Genomic DNA, 516 nt, shown 5'->3' with positions numbered 1-516 from the left:
GTCCGTAGCTTATAGCGAAGTTACGGACAACTAAACTTTTTATATCTGTCGTTAAGCAAGAAAGCTATAGAGGCTGTTATACCGTAACTGATGGTAAGGGGAATCCTATTACGTATACGGAAATGGATTTCATGGCTCCTCAACCGAAGATTGGTGAAAACGGTGAAATTGAGTTGAAGCCTAACGGGAAGCCTGAGACGACTCGTGGTGATGACCGGTTGATAGTGGGTAGTAATGGCAGTATCTATTACAGCCCGGATCATTATCACACGTTTATCCTGATAGTAGAGTAAGGGAGAAAATAACCATGGTTTATACACCAGAAAGGCCGAAATCTTTTGTAGCTCCTTTGTTTATCCGTGAAGACGGGTACTGGGAGAACCATATGCTGCCCTATCTAGAAGCGGAGGGGTGGAAGGTTATTATTGTTGATTGTGCTGGGGTAAAAACCACACTAGATTTTGCGTATCGTCTGGTTGAGAGTATTGAGAGTGTTTATGCTATTCCGGATGATTT

Annotated in this window: 1 protein-coding gene and 1 pseudogene; both read left to right on the top strand. The window is 42.8% G+C overall.

Annotation, left to right across the window (positions count from 1 at the left end):
* Window positions 1-11 precede the first annotated feature (11 nt).
* Window positions 12-293 (top strand): ribonuclease domain-containing protein, encoded by a 282-nt coding sequence (locus tag HMPREF2554_RS11975; RefSeq protein ID WP_371326184.1) that lies wholly within the window; start codon window positions 12-14, stop codon window positions 291-293.
* Between the two features lie 14 nt (window positions 294-307).
* Window positions 308-516: pseudogene (locus tag HMPREF2554_RS03060) on the top strand (hypothetical protein); the annotation flags it as partial.

This window comes from Rothia sp. HMSC071F11, assembly GCF_001809115.1.
In the GTDB taxonomy this organism is placed as follows: Bacteria; Actinomycetota; Actinomycetes; order Actinomycetales; family Micrococcaceae; genus Rothia; species Rothia dentocariosa.
Note: the sequence above shows the minus strand (reverse complement) of the source record. Positions and strands in the feature narration are given on the sequence as shown.